The following is a 21,171-nucleotide window of genomic DNA, read 5'->3' as shown; positions in this document are numbered from 1 at the left end:
GAAGTGACTTTGCAAAGGGGCTTGAATCAGTGAATGGCTGCTTCTGGGCCTTTTGCTGTCTGTCGCGACAGTTGTATCGCGGTCGGTGCCAGCCTAGGAATGAATGCTCATCTTGAAAATGCAATTGCAAATTTGTATCATTCGTTTTCAATTCAGCGAAGCAGGGAACGCAGCGCCAAAACAATAATAAGGTCAAGTCAATGCTCAAAATGCTTCTCGTATACGGTCATCTGCTTGCTACGTGTATTGCCTTGGGGAGGGTGCTGCAGGCGGATCACAAGCTTTGGAGTTGGCGCAAGGAAATACTGGACCAGGCGAGGCTTGAGTACCTTGATGAAACTCAGAGGATCGTCAGCCTCGCACTACTGGCCCTTTGGGTAAGCGGACTGTTGCTGGTGCTTCAGGGTTATCTCAATGAAGGCGACGCGTATCTGCTCAATCAGAAACTCTGGGCCAAGGTAACTGTCGTCGCGCTGCTTAGCCTCAACGGTGCATTACTGCATCGAGTCGGCTTCCCGTTGCTGCAAAAGGCTCCATTCGTCGCACTGCGCAGTGCAGGCCGCACGCGGCTCGCCTTGTTGGGTGCGCTTTCCATGAGCGGTTGGCTATTCGCCGCTTTCCTGGGGGTGGCTCGAGCCTGGAATCACGTGTTGCCTTATCTACATGTGATGGGCGCATTCGCCGCATTCTCGTTACTGGCTTGTTGCGTGGCACTTGCAGTTGCCGGTAGGGCGGGCAGTGTCGGTGCACAAAAATCCTCGATACCGGGGTAGCTATCAATAATGTGCAGTTGGCTCTGAGGGATCGTACGGAAACCGCAGTTGCTCGTTATTGCTGCAGATTTATGGCCGTGCCGGTTGGCTGGCCGCTCCAATGGGCGGCCGCGAATTCACTGGACATTGCATTCGATACGGAGATGACTGCGCAACTCCAAGCGGAGGTGCATCATGCTGCTCAAGAAATGTTTGTGGGCTCTGGCAATTGGCGTGTTAATCAGATGCCTTCGGTCATGACGCGACTGGCGTTCGGTCAAGTGATTGACCGCGAACCGAACGGCCCGCTTTCACTGCCCCTCTATTAATTTTTGCACTCTGCCAACACCACTTTGCAGGTATTGGGCGTGCCACCGGATCGGCCGGCATAGCGTATGCAATTATCCAGGGATTTTTTGCGTGCCATGTTCAAGTTGGAGCCCCAAGCCAGGCCGCCATCGCCGGCAGTGGGTAGTGCTTTTGCATAGCAGCTGTCGCCTATGCTTGAGGTCGAATAGTGAGCCGTGGAAGCTTTGCCTGTACATCCCGCTGTCAGCGCCAGGTTGATGGCGAGCAGGGAGAGCAGGCCCCATGACGAGCATCGGCGTGCTGTTTTTCCGGTCATCCCATCTCCCCTGTATCAAGAGGCTAGAGGCATGTTTGTGGTTGTGCTTCATTCAGATTAGACGCTGTTGTGCCCGCCCCAGGGTCGGTTTAGCGGAATTAGCGCATTTGGGTCATTCTTGCTGACAGCCGGAGTAAACCGTACGACAGCGAGCGGCGATCCGTTTGCGCACAGCGTGGCCTTCCGGCAGCTATTGCCGAACGCTGCCAGTCACCAGAATTCTCCCGCAACAACAGCGCTCGCTGGACGCCATAACCGCGCCTATGGCATCGTCGAAAAAATACGCCATGTAGTAAACAGGATAAAAACAATGGAGGAGGGTGATGAGGTCGGCGCCAAAGCGTCGATGGCGACGCTGAAGGCGTTCAATCGTTGCGTGTTGCACCTGGGTCGCCTTGCCCGAGATCGCGGCGCCTCCCAATTCATCGCAGACGGCTTGCAAGCCTTCCGTCAACTGGTGCCCTTCGCTTCGGCATGGTGGGGCGAGATGTCTGCGTCAGGCGTTAATGCGCCTCCCAAAAGCTGGATGCACGGACGGATCAATCTGCCCGAATCGTTTGCCACCGAATGGCACAAGAGTGCGGGTAACGACAAATTCTCCCATGACACCTTGAGTCGACCCGGTGAGGTGGTGCGCGACATCGGGTTCACCGATCCCTGTGAGGAGGTGAACGACTTCGCACGGCGCCACGACCTCTACCACGTGATGTGCATCACCTTCGAGTTACCCGAAAGCGGCTTGATGTTCTTCGTCTGTCTCTACCGTGGCAGTGATGCGCCTGCGTTCAACGACAGCGAGGACGGGTTGTTTTCGGCGTTCTGCGACCATCTGTTGCAGTTGTGGCGCTTTCAGGTGCAGGACATGATTCGCTGCGACACGGGCAACGGGGCGAGTGACTTCGGGGTCGCCCGGATGGACGGCAGTTTGCTGTATGTGGGCGCAAGTCTGTGCGCCGCCATTCAGCGCGAGTTACCCGGGTGGAGCGGTTCAATGCTTCCCTTTGATGTCATCGCACAACTGCAAAAGGCGCCGTGTGTGATTCGCCTCGGTCGTTGTGCGCTGACGCTGAGTCCTAACGCCGAACATGTGATTCTGTCGCTCGAATCACAGTCGCGCGGGGCGATGCTGGCGCCACGCGAGCGCACGGCTGCGATGCTGTTCGCCGCCGGCCACTCCTATAAGGAAATTGCCAAAATCCTTGCACTGAGTCCGGCCACAGTGCGCACTTATCTGCGCAACTGCTACTTGCAGCTCGGCGTGAAGAGCAAAGTGGAGCTGGGTTCTGTCCTGCGGTCATCGACCTCGCTTGCGGAAACTGCACGTCGTAATTAAGCGCAGCGCCTTAAGCCATAACGCATACCTTGTAGCAGCTGCCGAACGCAGCCTTCGGCAGCTGCTACAAAGTATGCGTTGCTGCTCAACTGACCGGTATTTGCCTTACCCCTCCTCATTTGTGGAGGTCCATCCGACCGCCGCGCTCTATAGGGTATGCCCTGCATATCAGGGGCTTGCGACCGTCCGTTCGGGCCACTTCCAAAACTATAAAAACAGAGGTGAGGCAGTTGAAATTTTCCAGGCTATTTATCGCCATTGCCGCGACAACGGCATTTTCCTGTGTGGCGCTGGTGGGGTGTCAGACACACGCTTCGACAGGCGCCGACATGGTCATGCGCAACGGCTATGTCTACACCGTCGACGGCAAGAATTCCGTGCAGCAGGCGATCGCGGTCACGGGTGGGAAGATCGTGTATGTCGGCAGCGATGCAGGGGTTTCCTCTTACATCGGTACGCAGACACAGCTGGTCGATCTGGCCGGCCGCATGGTGATGCCAGGCTTCATCGATGCGCACATGCATCCGGGAGACGGCGGTCGCGCCATGACGTTGTGCGACCTGAAATACCAGACGATGACCCGCAAGGTTTTCCAGGAAACCATTCAGGCGTGCCTGGATGCCGACAAGGACAAAGGCCCCGATGTCTGGCTCGAAGTGGGTAGCTGGGACCGAATTGGCATGACCGGACTCGACGGCGATCCCGACAAGTCGACACTGGACGCGCTCAAGACCAACCGTCCAATTCAAGTCCGTTCCACCGACTTCCATACGGTGCTGACCAACTCTCGCGGCCTGGCGGTCGCCGGCATCAACAAGCACACGACCAATCCCGGTGATGGCAAGTACCTGCGCGACAGCGCCGGCAACCCGAACGGCATCTGCGAAGACGGAGCCGCCGAGGCCATCGCCGCCGTGGTGCCGCCCGCCACCGATGCAGAGAAACTCAATCAAACCCGCGCGGCGCTCGACGCCATGCGTCAGCAAGGCATCACCAGTTTCTTCGATGCCTTGTCGGGGCCGGAAAACGGCAAAGCGTTTACCACCCTGCAGCAGTCGGGTGAGCTGACGGCCCGGGCCTTGCTGGCGATCAAACTTGACCCTGCCGCCGCGGCTGCCGACCCGGACAAAACCATCGCCGAGGCCAAGGCACTGGCCACCACCTATGACCAGGGCGAAGCGAAACCGGCGCCGGGCGTGAGCATGCGCCACGTCAAATTGTTCATGGACGGCATCATCAACGCACCAGCCGACACGGGTGCCATGTTGAAGCCGTACCTGCGCAATGTCGGCACCGATACGGCGCCGAAGTGGACCCCCGGCAAGAACACCGGTGAGCTTTACTTCCCGCCGCAAGTGCTCAACCCGCTGCTGCTGAAGGCCGTTCAGGCCGGCCTCGATCCGCACCTTCACGCTACCGGAGACCGCGCGGTGCGTGACTCTCTGAACGGCATCGAATACGTGCGCCAGCAACTGCCAGGCAATGGCTTCCGCCCAGCCATTACTCACAACGAGTCGGTGGACCCTGCCGACTATGCGCGCTTCAAGGCGCTCGACGTGACCGCCAACATGTCCTTCCAGTGGGCCCAGCAGGCACCCTCTATGGTCGACGGTACTAACGAGCATCTGGGGGCTGCACGATTTGCCCGCATGGAGCCGTCCGGCAGCATCGCCCGTGCTGGCGGCCGCGTTGCGTATGGCAGCGACTGGCCGGTCGACCCGCTCGACGAGTTCCTGGCGCTGAAGATCGGTGTTACCCGCTCCGGCGATCCGCTGAACCCGCACAGTTACGGCCTCCAGTATGCGGGCAGGCTGAATGCCGACCCGGCGCTGTCGCGCACGGAAGTGCTGCGCACCATCACCATGAACGCTGCCGAGCAGCTGAAACTGGACGCTGTCGTCGGTTCGGTCGAGGTCGGCAAGTTCGCCGACTTGATCGTTCTGGACAAGAACTTCATGCAGGTCCCCGAGGAGGAGTTGGCTCGAAATAACGTGCTGCTGACGGTAGTGGGCGGCCAGGTCGTGTGGGCCAAGGCGCCGTTCGTTGGCCTTGATCCGAAGGCGTTGTCCCAGGCATCAGCCGCCCGCCCAGCCCAATAAAAACAAGAGAGCGTTCCGATGCAGCGATTTATTCCAAACCTGTTGGCCGCAGCCCTGGCCTTTTCCTCGGTGCACGCCATGGCCGCCGCTGACCTTGTGTTGTTCAACGGCAAGGTGTTCACCGCCGAACCCGGTCAGGGACTGGTCCAGGCCGTGGCCGTGCAAGACGGCAAGATTCTCAAGGTGGGCAGTAATGCCGAGATCAACGCCTTGGCCGACCCCCGCACGCAACGGATCGATCTGGCGGGCAAGGTGCTGATGCCAGGAATGATTGATACCCACAGTCACCCGGTGGTGGCGGCCTTCGACAGCATGGGGGCGAACCTGCTGGATGAAGTCAAACCGTTGCCGGAGCTTGAACAGTGGATTATCGAACAGGATCAGGCGGGCGTTGCCCGTGCCGGTGACGTGATCAGCATCGCTGGGGTCAGTTCGGCTTATTGGGACAAGAGCCGTGAGCTGGGCCAGCGTTTCAATCAGGGACGCTGGGTGGATCAACCGGTGGTCCTCAGCGGGATCGACGGGCACACCGGCTGGGCCAACAACGCCATACTCAAGCGTCTGAAAATCGACGCGACTCTGGTAAAAGGCCTGTCGGAACAGGATCGTAGCTATGTGGGGCACGACGCGGCTTTCACCCCCAATGGTTATTTTGCCGAGTCTCGCTGGGACCTGGTACGCAGCCAGCTCCCCGCGCCCAGCGACGAGATCATGTTGAAAGCCGCCCGCGAGGCGGTGAAGGTCAATAATCAATACGGCGTCACCGCCTGGATGGACGCGGCGGCGAATGCCGGCAGTGGCGATTCGTTGTTCGATTTCAAGGCAACCGAGCAAAGTTACGGTGTGCTGCCGCTATACCGCGAACTGGCAGAGAAGGGCGAGCTCAATGCCCACGTCGCTGCGCTGCTGTTGGCCAACCCGAAAAGCCGACCGGCCGACCTGGAGGTGCTGGCCAAGGTGATGAAGAAATTCGAGGGTGTACCCAACCTGAGTTTTCCTGGCATCAAAGTCTTCGCTGACGGCGTTCTCGAGTTTCCGGGGCAGACGGCAGCGGTCATCGTTCCCTTCAAGAACAGCCATAAAAACGGTCAACTGCTGATCGACCCCGCGCACTTCGGTGAGTTGGTCGTGGCAGCGGAGAAGCGCGACTGGATCGTGCACATGCACGCGGTTGGCGACCGTGCGGTGCGTGAATCACTCAATGGTTTTGCCTACGCGCGCAAACTCAACCCGACACCCGTGGCTCATAGCATCAGCCACCTGCAACTGGTCAACCCGAAAGAGTTTCCGCGCTTCAAGCAACTTGGCGTGATCGCCTCCATGCAATTGCTGTGGGCCACCGGCGAGAGTTACACCGTCGAGCTCGTCAAACCCTATATCAGCGCGTTTGCTTACGGTTATCAGTATCCCGCCAAGTCCCTGCATAACGCCGGTGCGGTCATCGCCGGTGGCAGTGACTGGCCGGTATCCAGCCCCAATCCATGGAATGCCATCGCTCAGGCCAGCACGCGCAAAGGGCCGCTGGGCGTGTTGAATGCCAAGGAAAGCATCGATCGCCAGACCATGTTCTACGCCTACACGCTCAATGCCGCCAAGGCCCTGCGCCTGGAACAGCAGATTGGTTCGCTGACACCCGGCAAACAGGCCGATCTGATCATCCTCGACCGCGATGTCTTCAAGGTCAGCGATGACGAACTGTTCGACACCAAGGTCCTGAAGACCTTCTTCGCCGGCAAAGAGGTGTACGCGCCCGCGTCCTGACCCTCCGTTCACCCGCACCACGCAAAAGACGCCTGGCTCCTCGTATGGCGAGGGGCTCGGCATCGCCATGGCTGAAATAACCTGCACCTCCATAACAATAAGAGACTTGTATGAACGCACGCTCAGTATTGACCCTTGCCACGCTTGTATTGGCCCCTCTGACCACCCAGGCACTGACACTCAACGATGACTTCAATCTGGACATGACCCTGGGAGTCATCAGCGACTACCGAACCCGTGGCATTTCGCAAACCCTGGGTGATCCGGCGGCTCAGGCCGGCGCCACGCTGGTGCACAGCAGCGGCCTGTACGTGGGCGCCTGGACCTCGAATGTCGATTTCGGCGGCGAGTTCAAGACGCGGCAGGAACTCGAGTATTACGCGGGCTACTACTGGCAGGCGACCGAGGCCATCAGCCTCGATTTGGGGTACATCAAGTACGACTATCCAAAAGAGAGCCAATTCAACCTGAGTGAGGTCTACGCCGTCCTGGACGTTTATGGCGTGAAGCTCGGCGCTTACTACTCAAACGATACGCCGAACTTCTTTGGCGAGGACCAGGACACCCTTTACACCTACCTCAGCTACAAAATCGCATTGCCGGCCGAAATCGGCCTGGACCTGCGCGTGGGTCGCAACGATGTCAAAGACCCGGCTTTCTGGTCCGCCAACGGCGAAAGCCGTGATGCCTACAGCGAGTGGGAAGCCAAGTTGACCCGTGACTTCGTGGGCGTGACCTGGGGCCTTAGCTACATTGATACCGACCTGTCGAAAAGCGAATGCACGAGCTGGTACGGCTATGGTGATTTGTGCACCGCCACTGTGGTTGCCAGTGCCAGCAAGGCGTTCTAAGCGTTCGAGCCCACACCATAAAAACAAGCGCCTCAAAGGAAAACAGCGTAATGACCAAGGTCAACGACAGTCAGCAGCGAAGTCCCCTGATCGAGACACGTTCGATCGATTACATCCCCGAAGCCGAGCGTCATGGCAGCCTCTACAGCCAGTTCACCCTGTGGCTCGGCGCCAACCTGCAGATCACGGCGATCGTCACCGGCGCCCTGGCCGTGGTGCTGGGCGGCGATGTGTTCTGGTCACTCATCGGCTTGCTGATCGGCCAGGTGCTCGGCGGTACAGTGGTGGCCCTGCACGCGGCGCAAGGACCGAAGCTTGGGCTGCCGCAGATGATCTCCAGTCGTGTGCAGTTCGGGGTCTATGGGGCGGCCATTCCGATTGTGCTGGTGTGCCTGATGTACCTCGGTTTCAGCGCCACCGGCGCGGTGTTGTCGGGGCAGGCGATTGCCCAGTTGATCCATGTCAGCGATAGCGCGGGCATCCTGATTTTCGCCTCCTGCATCGCGTTTCTGACGATCTTCGGTTACCGGGTCATCCACCTGGTCGGCCGGGTGGCCAGCGTGCTGGGCATCATCGCCTTCGTCTATCTGTTTACCCGGTTGATGACCCTCAACGATATCGGCCTGTTGCTGGAAAACCGTCACTTCGGCTGGAGTACTTTCCTGCTGGCGGTGTCGTTGTCCGCCTCCTGGCAGATCGCTTTTGGCCCTTATGTGGCTGACTACTCACGCTACCTGCCGAGCAAGACCTCGTCGTGGAAGACGTTCGCTGCCGTCGGGCTTGGCACGGTGCTGGGCGCCCAGGCGTCCATGGTGCTGGGGGTGTTCGCCGCGGCGTTGGCCGGTGCGAACTTCCGCGGTCACGAGGTGGCGACCATCGTCGGGTTGGGCAGCACCGGTGTGATGGCGTCCCTGCTGTACTTGAGCGTGGTGTTCGGCAAGGTCACGGTATCCACGCTCAACGCTTATGGCAGCTTCATGTGCGTGGCCACCATCATCAGCGGTTTCCGCAGTCGTCTGGAGATATCCGCCCGGCAGCGCATGGTGTTTGTGTTGGTGATTGTCGCGGCATCCACCACGCTCGCGTTGCTGGGGCAGTACTCGTTTTTGAATACCTTCAAGTACTTCATCCTGTTTTTGCTGACCTTCTTCACACCGTGGAGCGCGATCAATCTGGTGGATTACTACTTCATCAACAAAGAACGCTATGACATCCCGGCGCTGTCCGATCCGGCGGGCCGTTATGGCCGCTGGAACGTGCGCGGGATCAGCGTGTATGTCATCGGTGTTTTGATCCAGTTGCCCTTCGTCGATACGCACTTCTACTCCGGGCCGATGGTCGCGCAGCTCGGCGGTGTCGATATTTCCTGGATTGTTGGTCTGGTGGTGCCGGGGATTCTTTATTACGGGCTGGCCAGGACATCAATGCCGGCGGTGGCCCCTGCGCGGAACTGAAAGGCCTTAAGGATTAGGTGAACCCCAAAAGATCGCAGCCTGCACCTGAGCTGCCGCAGGCTGCGATCTTTTGATCTACATTTCCCTTTTCACGCTCATCAAATCAATCCGCAAGGAGACGATCAACATGGACATCCAGGCCCTGCGCGCCGACGCATCCCACCTCGATAAAATCGCCAACCTCTTCGACGCCTATCGAGGCTTCTACGGCCAGCCGTCGAACCTGTCGCAGTCTCGCGACTTCATTGGCGAGCGCATTGCCCGGGACGAATCCGCGATTTTCTTCGCCCAGGCACCCAACGGCGAGGCGCTGGGTTTCGTGCAGTTGTTCCCCACGTTCTCCTCCATCGACGCGCACCGCACCTGGCTGCTTGGCGACCTCTTCACAACACCCGCCGCCCGAGGGCAAGGGGTCGGCACGTTGCTGATGAACACTGCGCGAGCCTTTGCGTTGTTGACCGGTGCCAAAGGCATGGTGCTGGAAACGGCCACGGACAATGTCGGCGCGCAACGGTTGTATGAATCGCAGGGTTATGTGCGCGATACGGGTTACTACACCTACTGCCTCGATTTGAAGCAACGCTGAGCCAACCGCTGCCGGTTACATCAACTCGTGCAGGAATGCAGCTTGGGCCTTGGGGCACGTGAGGATGCGGTAACGTGTGCTACGGGAAACATCACGGTCCCGAAAGCGCTCATACACCGCCTGGAAAACTTCACGGTTCAATGCGGGGTGCTGATGCTTCAGGTAGCGCTCACAGCACGCGTTGTAGTGTTCAACAGATATGAACTTGTTGAACCAGAAGCGATAGAAGTAACCCAGCAGAAACCCCAGGCTGAAGTCGTGATCCAGCACCGAATGCGCGCAGCATTCGAAATCGATAAGGCGCAGCCTGCTATCGGGGCCGATCAGGATGTTCTTGGGGTGCGGGTCCATGTGCACAAACCCCTCGACCAGCGTCTGCCCAAACAGATGGAAAATGTCCAACAGCAGGGTTTGCGCCTGCTCGGGTTGGGCGATCAGTCGTTCATCGACGCTGCAATGGTTGTCGAAAAAACTGACCAGCAAATACTCTTTCTTGAGAAACGGAAAACGTCCGACGTGGCCGAATGCAGCCACTCTGGGCGATGACTCCGACTTGGCGGACACAACGGACAGATTGATGAATTCGTTGGTCAGGTCATGCAGCCCGAACACACGCTTGAGGCCCAGGAAATTCTGCAGCTGCTTTTTCCAGTGGGTCAGGCGGTTGTGTTTCAACACCCATTTGCGCTCACCTTGGAGCAGGAACACGCTGCGGGTTTGCTCGGGAATATCCAGCAACGCATGTTGATCTGGCTTGGCAAAAAAACGCTGAAGCACCGTTACCAGTTCGTTCTGATCAGACGGATCGACATGGAAGGTGACGCCAGCAATCTTTTGCTGATTCACAGGGGAAGTAAGGTGTCTGAGGTGACGTATGTAAAGTCCCTGCTAATGCTTTCTGGTCCATAAAACGCCGGCAATCGAGCGCGACGCTTTGTCGTTATCGGCAGGACGCTGCAGACCCTTACTCACAGGGTTGATTTTTTATCGTTGGGTTAGCTGCACGTACGCCGCATCGGTGCTTTCCGAGACGCCAAAGGTTGACTTGCCGTAGTCCAACAGGACGGCACCGCGTGGGTGGTTGAAGCGGTATTTACCGGCGACTTTGGCCTGCATCTGGCCCAGCGAGTTGTCGGTGCCGGCCAGCGGCGTGGCCTTGGAGCGGGTCCAGCCGGGGCTAACTTCGACCTGCAGCAAGTCGCCCAGGTCTTTGGGTTGGGTGAATGCGGCCATGGGCTGTTCTGGCTGGCTGGCTGGCGGTTTCGGCGAGGCTGTCGATGGCCCACGACGGGGCGACCTGGTCGGCGGTGTCTTTGTTGAATTGGCCGATGAGCCATTCGCGGAAGCGGCGCCAGAGGTCGGCGCTGAGGTAGTGGCCGTGGTCGCTGAATTCGATGACGCCTTGCTCGTCGTCGGCGAGTTCTATGGGGCGTAGGCCTTTCACCGATGGTGGTTGCGCGCCGAGAAAGCCGACGTGGCGTAGGTAGTAGACGCCGGGCACGGGGTTGTTGGCGGCGTCTGGGTGGTAGAAGGAGGCGGAGATTTTTTTGTAGCTGCCTTTGGCGACTTGTTCGGCGAAGGTGGCGTCGACTTGTTGGGGTTCGGCGATCAGGCCTTGGGCGGTGGCGGATAGGGATTTGACCCAGCCGGCGGCCGGGGCGTCGTGCTGGGGATGGCCGATGACCATGGGGGCTTCGTGGAGCGATGGGTTGTAGGCTGCGACGGTGGCGGTTAGGTCGGATTCGGTGAAGTTGAAGCTGGTGCCACACATGGCGGTGTGGGTGCCGGGTTTGAAGATGTGGAGGGGTTTCATGGTTGTGCGCTGCACTGGAGTAATGAGCAGAGCGTGGGCTTGAAAGTGGTTTGGGGCTTTTAATCGGGTTTAAAGGGTTTGGGTGGGAGTGCCAGGCGAGATTCGCGGCGGGTGTGATGGTTTTAATGAGCGAGATGAGATGGGAAGTGATGACGAGAGGAGCCAGTGCTGCGCTATGCGGCTGGCTGGCTTTATAAATCATTTACGTCGTGTTGTTCGCTCAACCGTGAGCCGACACGCAGTGTACCGTTGCTTGTGCCTTCTAAGACGACTGTGTAAAGCCTTCGGGTCTGGTCTTGGTCTGAGCTATAGCTAACGGGGAGAGCCATTGGTTTCAGTGGTGGAAACTGGGCGATTACTGCTGGTTACAATGGACGGCTGTTGACCCGAAGCGGGCCGTGATGGAGGGCACAAGTCGGCCATTAGCTGCCGATCAGCGGTGCCTACAAAATCAAAGGCGAGCCCTAGTGTAGAATTCACTCGCTCGCTCACATCCTCCGCTTTATCGCAGTGCAGGATGACAGTCCTTTGGTGTGAGCGAGCCGCTATCATCTACAGCCCGCAACACTACATATACCTAAGGCTTGGCTCGGTCCCATTGACACTCTTTCAACCTGTCTGCGTCAGTTCCGCTGTCTTTTCGCATGTCGATGTTGCCATCTGCGTCTAGGTAGATGTCGGTATTGGGCCAATTCGGCGAAATGCTGATGCAATGGTTACGCCCCTCTTTTTTGCTCCACCACGAAAACTCCATGAAGAATTCGTCGTCTGGGAAAAGCACCCCATTATCAACAGCACCGCCTCCAGGAAGCATTCCACCTTTGTAAATCCGGTCATTAACATTCCAGATGTACCGAAGCTCATCTTGCCCAGCTTTAGAGTAGTGAACATTTACGGTCGGCAAAGCTATGTCCCAGTGAGTGACCACTAAATACAACACCGGTATCCACAATATCCGCTTGAACCATGTCCGACGCTTACTGGCATTTATGGGCACGGATTCCATCCCCCCAGTTCGCTGCTGGTACGGCCAACACTTCATCCATGATCATCTTCGCGGTTACTCCCCCTGTGGGATGCTGTTTGGCCAGCTTCATCCCAATTTCAATGGAAACCCTATCGGCAACGTCGTCCCATGATCGCGGTTCAGTCCAGGGACTCGCCGTAGTATGTGGACCGGGATGCACTCTCTCCTCTTCAGGCTTGCTCATCTCGCCAGCTTTGGTAGCGGCGTCAGACAAAAATTGTGCAGCCTCTGCTCCATCCAGTAACTCGCTCTCTGACAAGCCTCCTATGATTCCAACATACCCATAGTGGATGTTCGACCAGATGTCGTAAAAGTACTCATAGGCTCCCTGTTTATGGTGCAGACCAACAAACAGCTTACGAAGCTTCGGTTTGTGATCCCAATCCATATGTGGGCCTACTTTACTTGCCCAGATTGCCCAGGACGTAGCTGTGTCTCTATATTTGTTCAGGGCACGGGCTACTGGTCCGCCCAAGCCCGTGAGGCGCGGAGGCTCCCTATCTGGGGAAGCGGAATCATAGTTATTAAGCCGTTGCATCTCTAAAACTTCCGAACTCAATATATTTCGGTTCATCTCACCGGCAATGTAGCTGGCCAGCCCTTCCATTTCGTCAGGATCTTTGCAAACGACAGGTTCCGCCTCCGGCCCTGGCTTTGTGTCAGGCTGTTTAGCAGCCGCCTTAGAATCTACAAGGGCATTTGCTGCGGTTGCCTTCTCCTTCAGTTTTGGATCAGCCAGCAGTGTGGCCATTTTCTCATCGTCCACAGTGCCGTCTGGTCGGAATGCTCCGAGAGCCATGAAATTGATGATTGTTGCACCACCAGCATCCCCCATGACAAATCCACCGCCAACATCGCTTGACCCGGTGATGATGGTTCCGCCATGACTGGTTGGACTGCCCAAGTGAGCCATAGGACGGCCGTTCACTTGAATGGAAGGAAAGCCGGTCGTGATAACAGCACCACACCCACAGGTATCGCCTACGCGAGCAGAACCCATGAAGTTGATGTTCGTGTCAGCGGAGGCAGTGGAAATCGGGGTAGTACCGTGTCCCGGTAATGGGCAGACATGTTTGTCACCCAATCGAGCAGAGGAAATCATTCGTCGTCGTTGTCGTACATAAAAAGCCCCCGTCGGTGGAGGCGAAGAGCATTTTGCAGGCGCCGCGACGCATGTGATGGTGAGCGCTCTGTAGGAAAGATCTGAACTTAAGTAACTCCATACGACGTGCGCCTTTGGACCAGAAGTGGATGGTCGTCCTACGCTTGCTTCCGGCCATGAGCGGCACTCGAACACATCACCCTGATCGGCTGTTTTGTAGGACGAAGCAGTCACCGATGTTCCGCTGCCAACATTGACCTGAACTGAGAAATGATCTCTGAAGATAGCCCGGCACCTTCGAACACTGCGCAGGTGAAGCTAACGGGTGCAGGGCCTGGAGCAGTTATGATGCGGTCTGCAACCACGGCTACCGGACTGTTTCGATAAAGCGTGCGCCCTTCATAACCTACGGCATTCTGTTGTAAGAAGTCAGCGCTGTTCGAGGTATGAGGAACCGTGTCGAGAAGCCCGGCCCTAGCAAGTGCCAGCGTTCCCCCACAGATACCGGCAATTGTCGCTCCACTTAAACGACTAGCATGAAGAAAGTCTCGAATATCCGGTGCTTCTGCACGTTCCCAGACCATTCCTCCAATGACGACAACAACGTCCGGTTTCCAGTCCAGACATTGTTGCAAACTGCTATCGACAGTTACAGCTAATCCACCCTGCGAGCGGAACTGCCCCGTAGCAGGAGTGAAAAACCTGACGTCGATCCCGTAAAACGGGGACGCAGTTCCAGCAATGAAAGCATATTCCCAGTCCGCAAAACCGGGTGTCAGTATCAATCCCACACGTGCCATCAGTCAGAATCCTCCATGAATGCCAATAACATATGGCGACAACAAACATACATCAAGGGCTGCTTTGGGTCGGTTTCGGTCCATGGTGACAGACAAAAATCGGCCAGAAGCGGCCTGTCAAGAGCGGCAGCAGCTGAGCTCTTGTCGGAAGCAGCAGTACTATGGCTGGTCGACGGGTGAAGATCTCTTGATATGAACCAGCGAAACTCTTGGAGCAACCTTTGGTCCATGCTTTCAGAGCGAACTGGTGCCTCTTGTTGTTGTTCGATCGTAAGCGCTGGTGGAGAAAGCCACGAGAGAAGCTACAAACGATTTGCCCGAGCCCATAAAGCGGCAGGCTGAGAGGATTCTCCGCGAGATCGAACTCGCAGGCTCAATGATTCTCGCGGTTAAAAGCGGCGCTAAAGCCCAGGGGTTCATACTCGGAATAACATGCTGTGACGGCCTGTCCACAGAGCGCTGCGAACTGTTATCAGACCATTTTGACAGCATCGTGGAGCAGAGATTGAAGTCGCTGACATTAGGGCTGTAGCGTCAGCTGGACAGAAGAAACTGCGTAGAGGAATAGGATGAAGTACGTCACTTTCCTTTTAACACTTGCTCTAATAGCAGGCTGCAAAACGGCATCCGTTCCGGAAGAGATCACCACTGTTCCCCAAGAGCGGCTTTTTGGTTTTACAAAAACATCTGATGCCCATCTCGTCATCTTGGCCGCGACCTCATCAGGAAATGATTGCGCGATCCGTATTTCAATAGACGAAAAGCCGGCCGATGACTTTTTCGGCGCAGAAGTAGCCCATTTCGGGCTCACGTTCTGATCACACACGCTCTCGGCGCGAACTTCGGAGGGGTGCTCTAGGCAATGGACGCAAGAAATCAGGGTCAGTGTCAAAGCTGGCGACGCCTTGATCATGCGTATCGACAAAGCGGGCCTAATACGGACCGCGCTTTAAAAGCTATAAACAACCTCCTACACTGCTGAACACCCGTTCACACCGTATCTGCGCAGCCTCGCTTTCTTGCCGGCCTCTGCATCGCCTCCCATTAGGATCACCGACATGCGCCTGTCCGATTTCATTCTTGAGAACCTTGAGCCGATTCTGCAGGCCTGGGAAGATTTCGCCAGAACCATTGAGACGCCGGGTGCGGACCTCGAAAGTGAAGCTCTGCGAGATCATGCCGAACAGATGTTGCAGGCAATTGTAACTGACCTGCGAACAAAGCAGACGAAGCGAGAGCAAGCTGCCAAGTCTCAAGGCCAAGCCCCTTCAGATGATGAAGAAACCGCCGCTGAAACTCATGCAATGACGCGGTTAATGGCAGGTTTCACGATCGATCAAATGGTGTCGGAATATCGAGCACTGAGAACGAGTGTCGTCAGTCAATGGATGAGGCAAGTGAAGGATGGCACGCCGATTAATGTCGACGACATGACCCGATTCCACGAGGCCATCGATCAGGCTCTCGCCGAATCCATCGCCAGTTACTCACGCGCGGTGGAGGCGTCACGCAACGTATTTTTAGGCATTCTCGGCCACGACCTGCGCACCCCGCTTGGAGCGATCTTGCTGGGTGCCGATATGTTGAGGCGCTCAGAAGGGGCCGGAGCCCGGGCTACCAAGGTTGCCAATCAAATATATACAAGCGTGCGGCGAGCGAGCCAAATTGTTGGAGACCTACTTGATTTAACACGCTGCCAAATGGGCCCAGGCATTCCTGTCAAAACGGCGGATATAGATCTCTCGCACGTTTGCGAACGTGTTGTCGAAGAAATCCGAGCGTTTCATCCAAAGGCCCTGGTCTTGTTCGACGCGAAGACTCCAGTTCAAGGGCAATTCGATGGCGCCAGAATGGAACAAGTCTTCTCGAACATAATCAGCAACGCTGTACAGCATGGAGATAATCAACTCCCTATCAAGGTGGAGTTAGAGACCTCAGAAGACTGCGCTATTTTCACCGTCCATAACAGTGGTGAGCCCATACCAGAGGACATTCTCCCGTTTATATTTAACCCTATGGGTCGTTTCTCTCAGCGATCTGCAATTGATCACGGGCCGACAGAGGGGCTGGGCTTGGGCCTGTTCATCGCGTCAGAGATCGTGGCAGCACATAACGGTTCAATCGATGTCAGCTCTGACTCGAGTGGAGGCACCACCTTTCTAGTCAAGCTTCCAATTACTGAGCCGCCCCTACATCCGTAGACACATTCGAGAGGCAGCTTCGGGTCGTTTTCTGCCTCTCGCGACGGACAGAAAACGGCCAAATGCTGTCGTTCAGAGTCTACGAAATTAGGGGCGATTCAGTGTGGGGGGCCTGGGCTGGCGAGCGTTGAAGCTACGCAGGTGTTTTGGCGAGGGTGATACGGTAGGTGCTTGTCTGAGGGCCTTATGATCTGGGTACAGCTCAGCATGAAGGCCTTGGTTATTAATAACACAATGGGGACGGCGCCATCATCGATATAACGTGATAGTGCCGCCCCACGTTTGAAGCCTTAATCCAAAGCCTTTCTGATCGCCGGGCCCTCGTGCACAAGTAGGCGCTGGGAGATGAGAAAACCCGCCGAGGTGGGTCTTCCAGACGCAGTATAATTTCCCCGTGATGCTCTGCTTTACTGAGACATGTCATTCTTTTTCATGTCGTCTTTTTTCATGCTGTCATTGGACATGGAATCTTACTTCATCGTGTCCTTACTCATTGAGTCTTTGTGCATTTCATCCTTTTTCATAGTGTCCTTTTGCATTGCATCTTTGGACATGGAGTCCTTTTTCATAGTGTCGTTGCTCATCGTGTCATCGGCATACACAGTTGCGACGCCCACTGCCAAGCAAATACCTAGGATTGCAGTAGTTAACCTTTTCATAGTGAAGCTCCTTGAGACTCAGGTTGCGAATAAGCGCAGTCCGGGCTGCGCAATGGGATTGCCATGGGCGGCAGCTGCCACCGAACCAGTTGTAGCCCAGGTCTTCCCAGTAACCACCCGGATAGGTATTAGTGACGAAAATCGCTTGAATGTGCTTTGGGTTCTTATAACCAAGCTTGCTGGGCATGCGCAGCTTCATTGGGAAACCATATTCACGCGGCAGCACGGCACCGTCGTAGGTCAGCGTCAGTAGCGTTTGAGCATGCAGTGCGGTGGGCATGTCGATACTGGTGTAGTAATCGTCGGCACATTTGAAGCCGACGTACTTTGCGTCGGTGTCGGCCCCAACGCGCTTGAGGAAATCACTGAAGCGGATGCCTCCCCAGCGGCCGATGGCGCTCCAGCCCTCGACACAGATGTTCCGGGTGATCTGATCGGTCTGTGCCATGGCACGCAGTTCCTCAAGATTCCAGCTGTGCGTGTCGGCGACCATGCCGGTTACTTCCAATCGGTAGGTGTCTTCATCGACGGTGGGCGCTTCGTCGATGCCGTAGAAGGCATTGAACGGAAATGGCCGGGTGATCATTGACTCGGCATAGGTCGACGCCATGGCGTTGGGGTTGAACAGCCATCCCTGCACCCTATCATTGAAGCGCGACATGGAGGACAGAGCCGTTTCAACGTGATCGTTATCGGTGATATTGCAGCCGGACAGCATGGCGACACCGCCCAAGGTCAAGCTACGCATCAGGAAGGAGCGTCGTGAGCGATCTTCGACCTGGAGCGAAATAATTTTCCGTGCATCCTTCAAAATGGACGACTCATCCAGCTCTGGGCTTTTCTCACGCTTCCTCATACGCGCTCCTTATGGCCGACAATCATGGCCAATAACGTCTTTGGAACCAGTGCGACCATCACCAAATGCACTGCGATGAAAGCCACCAACAGAGACATCGCAATGAAGTGAACATGCCGAGCGCTGTCGTAGCCGCCCAGCAGTTCACGCAGTAGCGGAAACTGTACTGACTTCCACAAGACCAAGCCGGAAATCACCAGGACTGTGATGTCCAGCATCACGAACAGATACGCCACACGCTGCACGTGGTTGTAGTGGCCAATATCGTCATGACCCAATCGCCCATGGAGTGCAGACCACAGGTCATGAAAAAAGCCTTTGGGTGATACAGGAAAAAAACGTCGCGACAGACGGCCGCTAAAAAGATTGAAAAGTACGTAGAAAAGGCTAACTACGACCAACATCCACATTGCTGCGAAATGCCATTGCAACGCGCCCCCCAGCTAGCCACCCAGGGTAATCGACTTGGGAAAATTAAAATCATAAAGGGGAGAGGCGTTGTATATACGCCATCCGCTAGTGACCATTACCAACACCGCCAAAGCGTTCAGCCAATGGGCCAATCTCAACCAGGCAGGATGACTGCTTTGTGAATCCACAGGAGCAGCACTGGTCGTTTCAGGTGCAGCTTGCATTGGAGGAGGCTCCAAATCTGAATAACGTCATAACCTTTTGATCGAGTGTAGACGCTAACTTAAAACACGATGCCTCCCTTCAAGGTGGGCGAAGCGTACCGTACGTCCAATATGTCTCTCAGGCAGGTAGCCTCCATCCGAAAACCTTGACTTGATCCGGATAAATCGACGCTTGGATGAAAAAACCGAACACGTTGAAGCTTGGGCTCAAAGCTCGAATCAGCATCGAGTTTTTTACTTCGAGTCAAAATCATTCTCGTAGCCAAGGTCGTCAGCCAGCTAGGCTTAACGTCAGGAGGGGGTTATCCGTGAGGGTACGTTTATGCCAACTGTTAAAACTGCTCTTGTACTTGCTGGTGGTGGGAGCCTTGGTGCGGTTCAGGTCGGAATGTTACAGGCGCTAGTTGAGGCTGAGGTTTCATTCGACCTGGTGGTTGGAGCGTCGGTCGGAGCCATCAACGGTGCCTACTTCGCAGCCAGACCGAATGCTAAAGGTGTGGGCGAGCTTGCGGATTTCTGGCGCAGCTTACGTAAGTCGGATGTGTTTCCGTTCTCGGCACTCGACACCTTCAAGGGCATTCTGAATCGTCGCGGTCACCTGCTGAGTGCTTCGGCGCTGCATCGTTTAGTGCGCAGATCTCTGCCGGTCGAATTAATCGAAGATACTGAGCTACCCCTGCATATTGTCACCACCAATCTACTCAGCGGTGCCGAAGAACTTCTGTCCAGTGGTAATGCTGAACAGGCTTTGCTCGCCAGTGCTGCAATTCCGCTAGTGTTTCCAAGTGTACGAGTCGGAGAAAAATTCTTGGTCGATGGCGGAGTAACCAGCAACACGCCGATTGCCAGTGCAGTTGCATTGGGAGCAACACGGGTTGTCGTTCTGCCCACCGGGTTCGGTTGTGCTTGCCCGTGTCCGCCCAGTGGACTCGTTGCGCTAGCCTTGCACACGCTTAACCTGATGAGCATGCGTCAACTGGTGCGTGACATCGAATTGTACAAGGCGCGTGCAGCTATCCATGTAGTGCCGCCGCTGTGCCCACTGGACGCTTCTGTGTTCGATTTCAACCAGACAGATAAACTGCTGCAACGTGCTTATCAGTCGACCCAAGCCTGGATAGAAGAGGGCGGATTGATGCGCGATGGGATACCCGATTCGTTACTCGCCCATACTCATCATGTTGGTGAAGGGTGATCTTCGCCTCGCAAAAGGCAGATCGACCGATTGCATGCGACGGTGGATGACGCTGGCGCTGAATGGTTGGTTCACGTGCGCCGCCTATTCACTTGATGTGGAAGGTTGCGAGCCGATATTTAAAATTGACCAGTTCGCGTCTGAGCACCTAGTGTTCAACTTATAATCAGAGTTAGTAGTTTTAGATTCGTAGACGTCACGCATGGGAGGTATGCCTCGTGCTCTGTGAGGGCCCCACACCTGGCGCTCTTAGAGTAACCATAGTGAGTGGCAGCTTCCGACCTTTTGTGTTGGAAAAGTCGGCCAGCCTAAACTGCCTGTTCATTGACTGGTGAAAACGCCTTTTTTGCACGCTGCTACGTGAAATCCGAGTCCGGAAGCCTCTGCCAAAAGTAAAGATTTCAATCTCGGACGCGTAATTTTCTGCGACGCAAACCATGGCCGACTTTTTCAACAGAATCGACCCAAAGCTGCCGGTGAAGCAGAGCCAGCTACTGGTACGTACTTGGGCGCAAGCGTATTGTTCGATGCGCTTTCCCTCCCTTGGAAATCTTCAAAAAAGGACGACTTACATGGATGTTGAACTGGCACATCAGATTGAAGCCGCAGAAAGCGAGTATTTGCGTTCGCGTGTTCAGAACTTGGCAGGGATAAGTGGAAATCCTTATGGCGCACGTGTTTTTTCCAACGGAGACTTTCCGTGCTTTCAGATGAACGCATCACCTAGCCCAATGTTCAACCGCATCTACGGCGACAGCGCCCGTGATCCTTAGGCACTGTTGAAGTTGCTCAAAGATTCAGCGGAACATTCGGTCGTAACTCCCTTTATCGGGAAACCTTCCGCGTTGGGGCAGTACTCACTTGTGGGCGAAGCGCAGCTTGAGCGTTTGAGGGGCTGGACTCACTTGCAATTCGCGTGTGCCATCGAGAAGGTGGTCTTGAGTCGCCACTCATTCGAAATCGAGGAAGTCACGTCCAAAACTCTTGCTCAGTTCGCAGATGTGCATGCGGGCGGTTTTCATACCAAACCAGAGTACCAATTGCTGAATCAAGCATCCTTCGCAGAGCAGACGTCGAGCGGACGTCTGAAAATCTGCGTCCTGAAGGCTGATGGGAAAGTCGTGGCAGGAGCCTCAATGTATTTGGCCAGTAATGGCATTGCCTACCTTGGAACGGCTGCCACCCGAAAGGATGCCCGGGGCCTTGGCTACCATGGAGCACTGATATCTCATCGAATTGAGCAAGCAAAGAAGCATGGCTGCCACTTGATCGCCGCGACCGCGCTGGCCAGCTCCCAAAGTCGCCGAAATCTGCAACGTGCCGGGTTGACGACATCTCATACCCAAGCACTGTACCGCCTCGCAGATAACTAAGATAAACGGCTGAACACGACCGTCCGCTCTTGGCCGGAATCAGACTGAT

General features: G+C 56.0%; 17 protein-coding genes and 4 pseudogenes. 11 read left to right on the top strand and 10 right to left on the bottom strand.

Translation table 11 applies throughout. The features are described 5' to 3' along the window. Window positions 1-200: 200 nt before the first annotated feature. Window positions 201-773, top strand: a complete 573-nt coding sequence (locus tag MO767_RS11810) for a DUF2214 family protein (protein ID WP_129436853.1) — start codon at window positions 201-203, stop codon at window positions 771-773. A gap of 304 nt (window positions 774-1,077) precedes the next feature. On the opposite strand, the gene MO767_RS11805 is transcribed toward MO767_RS11810, so the two are convergent. Further along, entirely contained in the window at window positions 1,078-1,377 is a 300-nt protein-coding gene (locus MO767_RS11805) for a hypothetical protein (protein WP_282480632.1), read from the bottom strand. A 310-nt stretch (window positions 1,378-1,687) separates the two neighbouring features. Here MO767_RS11805 and MO767_RS11800 point away from each other — a divergent pair, with 310 nt between their 5' ends. From MO767_RS11800 to MO767_RS11775, 6 genes are all read left to right on the top strand, one after another. After that, entirely contained in the window at window positions 1,688-2,710 is a 1,023-nt protein-coding gene (locus MO767_RS11800) for a helix-turn-helix transcriptional regulator (RefSeq protein ID WP_282480631.1), read from the top strand. A gap of 230 nt (window positions 2,711-2,940) precedes the next feature. Continuing rightward, complete coding sequence (locus MO767_RS11795) at window positions 2,941-4,809, top strand: amidohydrolase (RefSeq protein ID WP_282480630.1); 1,869 nt, start codon at window positions 2,941-2,943, stop codon at window positions 4,807-4,809. A gap of 18 nt (window positions 4,810-4,827) precedes the next feature. Next, window positions 4,828-6,570 carry an amidohydrolase gene (locus MO767_RS11790; RefSeq protein WP_282480629.1) on the top strand — a complete coding sequence of 581 codons (1,743 nt, stop codon included), beginning with the start codon at window positions 4,828-4,830 and terminating at the stop codon, window positions 6,568-6,570. 110 nt (window positions 6,571-6,680) lie between these two features. Beyond that, on the top strand, window positions 6,681-7,421 hold the full coding sequence (locus tag MO767_RS11785; protein ID WP_282480628.1) for a TorF family putative porin: 741 nt from the start codon (window positions 6,681-6,683) through the stop codon (window positions 7,419-7,421). Window positions 7,422-7,471: 50 nt separating this feature from the next. Further along, window positions 7,472-8,875: a cytosine permease gene (locus tag MO767_RS11780; RefSeq protein ID WP_282480627.1), complete on the top strand. Its 1,404-nt coding sequence runs from the start codon at window positions 7,472-7,474 to the stop codon at window positions 8,873-8,875. A gap of 127 nt (window positions 8,876-9,002) precedes the next feature. Next, window positions 9,003-9,461, top strand: coding sequence for a GNAT family N-acetyltransferase (locus MO767_RS11775; protein WP_282480626.1), 459 nt, complete (start codon window positions 9,003-9,005; stop codon window positions 9,459-9,461). 15 nt (window positions 9,462-9,476) lie between these two features. Here the strand turns inward: MO767_RS11775 and MO767_RS11770 are convergent, their stop codons facing one another. From MO767_RS11770 to MO767_RS11745, 6 genes are all read right to left on the bottom strand, one after another. Next, window positions 9,477-10,307, bottom strand: a complete 831-nt coding sequence (locus MO767_RS11770) for an AarF/UbiB family protein (protein ID WP_282480625.1) — start codon at window positions 10,305-10,307, stop codon at window positions 9,477-9,479. Between the two features lie 138 nt (window positions 10,308-10,445). Beyond that, window positions 10,446-10,694, bottom strand: coding sequence for a hypothetical protein (locus tag MO767_RS11765; RefSeq protein ID WP_282480624.1), 249 nt, complete (start codon window positions 10,692-10,694; stop codon window positions 10,446-10,448). Further along, complete coding sequence (locus tag MO767_RS11760) at window positions 10,639-11,274, bottom strand: phage protease (protein WP_282480623.1); 636 nt, start codon at window positions 11,272-11,274, stop codon at window positions 10,639-10,641. The genes MO767_RS11765 and MO767_RS11760 overlap by 56 nt, the downstream gene beginning before the upstream one ends. Before the next feature lie 577 nt (window positions 11,275-11,851). Further along, window positions 11,852-12,280, bottom strand: a complete 429-nt coding sequence (locus MO767_RS11755) for a hypothetical protein (RefSeq protein ID WP_282480622.1) — start codon at window positions 12,278-12,280, stop codon at window positions 11,852-11,854. Next, entirely contained in the window at window positions 12,252-13,403 is a 1,152-nt protein-coding gene (locus MO767_RS11750; RefSeq protein WP_282480621.1) for a polymorphic toxin type 44 domain-containing protein, read from the bottom strand. Before MO767_RS11750 ends, MO767_RS11755 begins: the two co-directional genes overlap by 29 nt. A gap of 230 nt (window positions 13,404-13,633) precedes the next feature. Next, window positions 13,634-14,203 carry a DJ-1/PfpI family protein gene (locus MO767_RS11745; protein WP_282480620.1) on the bottom strand — a complete coding sequence of 190 codons (570 nt, stop codon included), beginning with the start codon at window positions 14,201-14,203 and terminating at the stop codon, window positions 13,634-13,636. A 569-nt stretch (window positions 14,204-14,772) separates the two neighbouring features. Here MO767_RS11745 and MO767_RS11740 point away from each other — a divergent pair. After that, window positions 14,773-15,021: a hypothetical protein gene (locus tag MO767_RS11740; RefSeq protein ID WP_282480619.1), complete on the top strand. Its 249-nt coding sequence runs from the start codon at window positions 14,773-14,775 to the stop codon at window positions 15,019-15,021. 240 nt (window positions 15,022-15,261) lie between these two features. Beyond that, a complete protein-coding gene (locus MO767_RS11735) occupies window positions 15,262-16,404 on the top strand; it encodes a sensor histidine kinase (protein WP_282480618.1) in 1,143 nt (380 codons plus the stop codon). A 407-nt stretch (window positions 16,405-16,811) separates the two neighbouring features. Here the strand turns inward: MO767_RS11735 and MO767_RS11730 are convergent. From MO767_RS11730 to MO767_RS11720, 3 pseudogenes are all read right to left on the bottom strand, one after another. After that, window positions 16,812-17,063: pseudogene (locus MO767_RS11730) on the bottom strand (pentapeptide MXKDX repeat protein). Between the two features lie 73 nt (window positions 17,064-17,136). After that, window positions 17,137-17,919: pseudogene (locus MO767_RS11725) on the bottom strand (molybdopterin-dependent oxidoreductase); the annotation flags it as partial. After that, window positions 17,916-18,554, bottom strand: a pseudogene (locus tag MO767_RS11720) (cytochrome b/b6 domain-containing protein). The pseudogenes MO767_RS11725 and MO767_RS11720, both read right to left, overlap by 4 nt. Window positions 18,555-18,876: 322 nt before the next feature. Between MO767_RS11720 and MO767_RS11715 the strand changes: the two are divergent. Both MO767_RS11715 and MO767_RS11710 read left to right on the top strand, forming a co-directional pair. Beyond that, window positions 18,877-19,749 carry a patatin-like phospholipase family protein gene (locus tag MO767_RS11715; protein ID WP_282480617.1) on the top strand — a complete coding sequence of 291 codons (873 nt, stop codon included), beginning with the start codon at window positions 18,877-18,879 and terminating at the stop codon, window positions 19,747-19,749. A gap of 572 nt (window positions 19,750-20,321) precedes the next feature. After that, window positions 20,322-21,122 (top strand): annotated as a pseudogene (locus tag MO767_RS11710) (GNAT family N-acetyltransferase). The last annotated feature ends 49 nt before the right edge of the window (window positions 21,123-21,171 follow it).

The sequence above is a fragment of the Pseudomonas sp. UYIF39 genome (genome assembly GCF_029963765.1).
Lineage (GTDB): Bacteria > Pseudomonadota > Gammaproteobacteria > Pseudomonadales > Pseudomonadaceae > Aquipseudomonas.
This window is presented reverse-complemented; position numbering and strand designations above follow the sequence as displayed.